Genomic DNA, 4,956 nt, shown 5'->3' with positions numbered 1-4,956 from the left:
GCCATCATCGGGGCGCGCAGGCGATGGCCGGCGACGAGGGTTTCCTGGACACGCTCATAGGTCTCGCCATCAAAGCGCGAGACATCGGTCGAGGTGCCGCCCATGTCGAAACCGATCACCTTGGGATGACCGGCGGCGAGCGCCGTCTTGGCCATGCCGACGACACCGCCGGCCGGGCCGGACAGCACCGCGTCGCGGGCGTGGAAGCCGGCGGCGGGGGCGAGCCCGCCGGAGGACTGCATGAAATAGAGCGGCGTGCCCTCCAGCCCGGCATCGACGCGGTCGACATAGTCTCGCAGCACCGGGGTGAGATAGGCATCCAAAACGGTGGTCGAGGCGCGCGGCACGATCTTGACCAGCGGGCTGGCAATGCTGGAACGGATCACGGTGGCAAAGCCGGCCTCGCGCGCCAGCGCCTCCAGCCGGGCCTCGTGGGCGTCATGGCCATAGGCGTGCATCAGCGTGATCGCGACCGAGGTGAAGCCGTCCTGCTTCGCTGTGGCCAAGGCCTCGCGCACCGGCGCCTCGTCGAGCGGGACCAGAACCGTGCCGCTGGCATCGAGGCGCTCATCGACCTCGACGACGCGGGTGTAGAGCGGGTCGGGGCGCTGGATGTCGAGGGCAAAGATGTCGGGGCGGGTCTGGTCGCCGATGACCAGGAGATCGGCGAAGCCGCGCGTCACCAGGAAGAGGGTTTTCGCGCCCTTGCGTTCGAGCAGGGCATTGGTGGCAACCGTGGTGCCCATCTTGACCGAGCCGACAGCGGCGCCGGCGGCGAGGCGGCGCACGCCTTCGCTGGCGGCATCGGGATAGTCGGGGCTTTCCGACAAGAGTTTGAGCGGATGCAGGCGGCCATCGGGGCCGCGCCCGATGACATCGGTGAACGTGCCGCCGCGATCAATCCAGAACTCCCAGTCGGACATGAAAACTCCCGTCAAACCGCTGCTGCGCCGATGCGCCTGCAGCGAGGTTTATCATGGTCTGCGCCGGCGTGAGCGGGTAAAGCTGACAAAACATGGCCAATCCACTTGCCCGTCCCTGACGTATGCCGGGCAGGACACCTATATGGCCGTGCAAGGGACAATTCACGCATGCGTTTTTGGCACAAACTGGCAGCCCGCCTGCAGGGACGGGACAGCTTCCTCGACTGCGATGGTTGCGAGGGCGGCACCGGTCTGGCCAATGCCGTGCCGGAGCGCCGCGTCGAGGATGCCGAATTCGCCATGGCGCTGATCGGGCTCGGCGCCAAAATGGCCAAGGCCGACGGCTTCGTCACCCGCAGCGAGATCAAGGCCTTCCACGAGGTGTTCCGGCCGCCGCCGGAGGGCCGCGCCTCGCTCGATCGTGCCTTCGAACTGGCGATGCAGACGACGCTCGGCTTTGACGGCTATGCGCGGCGCCTGGCGCGGCGCTTCCGGGCCAATCCGGCGATCCTGGAAGACGTGCTCGATGGCCTGTTCCATATCGCCAAGGCGGATGGGGCGGTGACCAGTGACGAGCTGGACTATCTCGACCAGGTGGCGGAGATTTTCGGTTTCTCGCCGCTCGAATTTCGCCGCATCAGCACTGCCCATCTGGGCGCATCCGATGATGATCCCTATATCATTCTCGGTATCGAGGCCGATATTTCCGATAGCGATCTCAAGCGCGCCTATCGTCGAATCGCCTCGCAAAACCATCCAGACCGCATGATGGCGCGCGGTGCGCCGCTCGAGACCCAACGATTTGCCAATGAAAAAATGGCAGTAATCAACGCGGCTTATGGCCAGATCCTTGCAGAGCGCGGGCTTAATGTCGGTGCCAGCAATTGACCTTGGCGCCTGAAATGCCAACATATGGCCGAGGGGCAGAGATGGATAGAGGACGATGACCGAAACAGCTCAAACCCGATCCGCATTTTTCGCCAGCGGCGCAGGCCGTGTGGTTCGCGATATTTTCGCGGCGATCATCGCGCTCGCCTTCATTGGTGCTGTCGTCTTCATGGCGGTCATGCTGACCGCGGTCTTCCTGATCATCGCCGGTGCCGGCCTCGTGACCTTCGGCGTCTACTGGCTGTGGATCAAGGTGCGCGGGCGCCGCAAGGGCGCCGGTCCGGAAATCCTGGTCGCAACCCGCGGCCCCGATGGCTGGACGGTTGACGGGCTCGGTTCCTGAGGCCTGGGTGCTTGAGGCCGGATATTTCACATCAATTTGACTGGCGTTCCGTCCGGTGGCTGTCAGCCTGAGCCGGACGATGAGGGCGTGTGAATGCGAACGGGTTTTCTGATAGCTTTTTTGATCGCGACGCCGCTCCTGCTGGTCGGCTGCGTGAGCATGGCCCTGCCCAGGGTTCCGGCCCGGCTGACGGCCCCGGCGGCGGCTCCGGCACTCGACGGCACCGGCCTGGCCAGCTGGGAGACGGGCCGCGACGCGCTGCGGCAGCGTTTTGCCGACGAGATTTATGGTGAAGCGCCGGCGGACGATCCGGCCCGGATCGTGGCGCATGAACTGATCGAGGCGCAGGCTTTCGGCGGGCTTGGCCGGATCGAGCAATACACGCTCGACATGTCCGGTTTCGAGACCCATCTCGTGGTCATCCTGCCCAATGCGGCGACCGCGCCGGTGCCGACGATTATCCTGCAAATGTTCTGCGGCAACCGCACCGCCCTGGGCGGGCGCGAGGATATCGCGCCGCCGCCGCCCGAGGCGCATGCGCCCCAATGCGACGGCAGTATCCAGAACGTGCCGGTGCGGATGATTTTTGGCCGCTACATCATGGAGCCGCCGGTCACGGATATCCTGGCGCACGGCCATGCGATCGCCCTGATCTATCCCGGCGATATCGTGCCGGATGATGCCGATGCCGCTGCCGCGCGGCTGGCGGCACTGGTGCCGGACCGGCCCAGCGGCGCAATCGCGGCCTGGGCCTGGGTCTATTCGCGTGTCGTTGACGTGCTCGATGGCGATGCGCGCTTCGATGCCGACCGCACCGCCGTCTGGGGCCATTCGCGCAATGGCAAGGCGGCGCTGCTGGCCGGCGCCGTCGATGAGCGTATCGATCTGGTCATCGCTCACCAGGCCGGCACGGGCGGCACAGCCCTGACCCGCAGCGGCACCGGCGAGTCGGTCGAGGCGATCACGTCCGGATATCCGCACTGGTTTGCGCCGGCCTTTGCCGGCCGGGCCAGCCATCGCGCCGACATGCCGATCGACCAGCACCAGCTGATCGCCCTGCTGGCGCCGCGGCCGCTGCTGATCGGTGGCGCCTGGCGCGACCAATGGTCCGATCCGCAATCAAGTTTCCGCGCCGCCGAGGGCGCCAATCCGGTTTACCACCTCTATGGCTCGGACGGGCTGACCCAGCCCGGCCTGGATGAATTCGACCCGGCGGCCGATATCGCCGTGGCGATGCGCCCGGGCCTGCATGGCGTGCAGCCGCAGGACTGGGAAAACTTCCTCGCTTTCCTCGACGCACATTTCGCAACGCACTGACATCAAACGTGCATGTGGCTCATACGCGCCATGGCTTGTGCGCCGCGGCGGGCCGGTCCATGAAGCGATATGCGTATTCGTGATCTCCTCGCCCTGATCGCGGTCTGTGCGGTCTGGGGCGTCAATTTTGTTGTTGCGAAATTCTCGATCACGGGCTCGCCGGGATGGGTGCCCGGATTCGAGGGCTCGCCGCCGCTCTTTTTCGCCTTCCTGCGCTTTGCGCTCCTGTTTGCGATTCTCTCGCCCTGGCTGCGGCCGCGACCGCAGGACATGAAGGCGATGGTCGGCATCGCCCTGTCGATGGGGGCGCTGCAATACGCGCTGATGTTCCTTGGCCTGCAATGGGCGACGCCCTCGGGCATGGCGATCACGCTGCAGATGGGGGTGCCGTTTGCGACCCTGCTCTCGGTGGTGATGCTGAAGGAGAGGCTCGGCCTGCCGCGCATCGCCGGCATCATTATCGCCTTTGCCGGCATTATCCTCGTCGTCGCCCGGCCGGGCATAGGCGGGCTTTCCTTCGGCCTCCTGCTCGGGATCGGCGCCGCCTTCACCGGCGCGCTGGGGATGATCCTCGTCAAGCGCATGCCGCTGGATTCGATGCGGATGCAGGCCTGGATCGGACTGATCTCCTGGCCGCCTTTGCTCGCCCTGTCGCTGGTATTCGAGCGCGACCAGATCGCCTCGGTGATGGCCGGCGGCTGGCCCTTCATGCTGACGGTCATCTTCACGGTCCTGCTGGTCAATGTGTTCGGCCATGGTGTGTTCTACAAAATGCTGCAGCGCTATGATGCGACCATGATTGCGCCGATTACCCTGCTGGCGCCGCTGATCGGCGTCATCTCCGGCATCGTCATCACCGGCGATGAGGCCGGCTGGCGGCTCTTTGTCGGCGGCGGACTGGCGCTGTTTGGTGTCGGCATTATCGCCCTGCGGCCCAACCGGGCCCTGCCGGAAGCCGGGCTGGCACGGGAGAAGACCCTGTGAGCCTGACGCCGATTGCCGCCCCCTCGCCCAATTTCAACGACCGCAAATTGCCGGTCAGCCTGATCGTGCTGCATTATACCGGCATGGAAAACGGTGCGGTGGCGCTGGAGCGGATGTGCGACCCGGCGGCCGAAGTCAGTGCGCATTACATGGTCGAGGAAGATGGCCGCGTCTTCCAGCTCGTCGATGAGGACAAGCGCGCCTGGCATGCCGGGGTCAGTGCCTGGCGCGGCGAGACCGACATCAATTCTGCCTCGATCGGGATCGAGATCGTCAATGGCGGCCATGATTACGGCCTGCCCGATTTCCCCGCCATCCAGATCGAAGCAGTGATCCATCTGGTCGCGGATATCATGGCCCGCCACGGGATCGGCCCCGAGGGCGTTGTCGGCCATTCCGATATCGCACCGGGCCGCAAACAGGACCCTGGCGAGAAATTCCCCTGGCATCGCTTGGCCGCGGCCGGCTGCGCGCGGGTTGTGCGTGAGTGATGCCTGTCGC

General features: G+C 65.6%; 6 protein-coding genes. 5 read left to right on the top strand and 1 reads right to left on the bottom strand.

What is annotated here, in order from left to right:
* Positions 1-923: hydantoinase/oxoprolinase N-terminal domain-containing protein (locus tag AAC023_RS13600; RefSeq protein WP_339741740.1), on the bottom strand; the 923-nt coding region annotated here is incomplete at its 3' end.
* Between the two features lie 168 nt (positions 924-1,091).
* On the opposite strand from AAC023_RS13600, the gene AAC023_RS13595 reads away from it, so the two are divergent.
* From AAC023_RS13595 to AAC023_RS13575, 5 genes are all read left to right on the top strand, one after another.
* Positions 1,092-1,811 (top strand): TerB family tellurite resistance protein, encoded by a 720-nt coding sequence (locus AAC023_RS13595; RefSeq protein WP_339741739.1) that lies wholly within the window; start codon positions 1,092-1,094, stop codon positions 1,809-1,811.
* Positions 1,812-1,866: 55 nt separating this feature from the next.
* Positions 1,867-2,154, top strand: a complete 288-nt coding sequence (locus AAC023_RS13590) for a hypothetical protein (protein ID WP_339741738.1) — start codon at positions 1,867-1,869, stop codon at positions 2,152-2,154.
* A 93-nt stretch (positions 2,155-2,247) separates the two neighbouring features.
* Complete coding sequence (locus tag AAC023_RS13585) at positions 2,248-3,471, top strand: hypothetical protein (RefSeq protein ID WP_339741737.1); 1,224 nt, start codon at positions 2,248-2,250, stop codon at positions 3,469-3,471.
* A gap of 69 nt (positions 3,472-3,540) precedes the next feature.
* Entirely contained in the window at positions 3,541-4,455 is a 915-nt protein-coding gene (locus tag AAC023_RS13580) for an EamA family transporter (RefSeq protein WP_339741736.1), read from the top strand.
* Positions 4,452-4,946: an N-acetylmuramoyl-L-alanine amidase gene (locus AAC023_RS13575; protein WP_339741735.1), complete on the top strand. Its 495-nt coding sequence runs from the start codon at positions 4,452-4,454 to the stop codon at positions 4,944-4,946. The genes AAC023_RS13580 and AAC023_RS13575 overlap by 4 nt, the downstream gene beginning before the upstream one ends.
* Positions 4,947-4,956 lie beyond the last annotated feature (10 nt).

The sequence above is a fragment of the uncultured Maricaulis sp. genome, assembly GCF_963976135.1.
Classification (GTDB): domain Bacteria; phylum Pseudomonadota; class Alphaproteobacteria; order Caulobacterales; family Maricaulaceae; genus Maricaulis.
Note: the sequence above shows the minus strand (reverse complement) of the source record. Positions and strands in the feature narration are given on the sequence as shown.

What these genes read in the sequence shown, in the direction of transcription:
- AAC023_RS13595 (WP_339741739.1), top strand. Translation starts at nt 1,092, where the DNA reads ATGCGTTTTTGGCACAAACTGGCAGCCCGCCTGCAGGGACGGGACAGC.
- AAC023_RS13590 (WP_339741738.1), top strand. Translation starts at nt 1,867, where the DNA reads ATGACCGAAACAGCTCAAACCCGATCCGCATTTTTCGCCAGCGGCGCA.
- AAC023_RS13580 (WP_339741736.1), top strand. Translation starts at nt 3,541, where the DNA reads ATGCGTATTCGTGATCTCCTCGCCCTGATCGCGGTCTGTGCGGTCTGG.
- AAC023_RS13585 (WP_339741737.1), top strand. Translation starts at nt 2,248, where the DNA reads ATGCGAACGGGTTTTCTGATAGCTTTTTTGATCGCGACGCCGCTCCTG.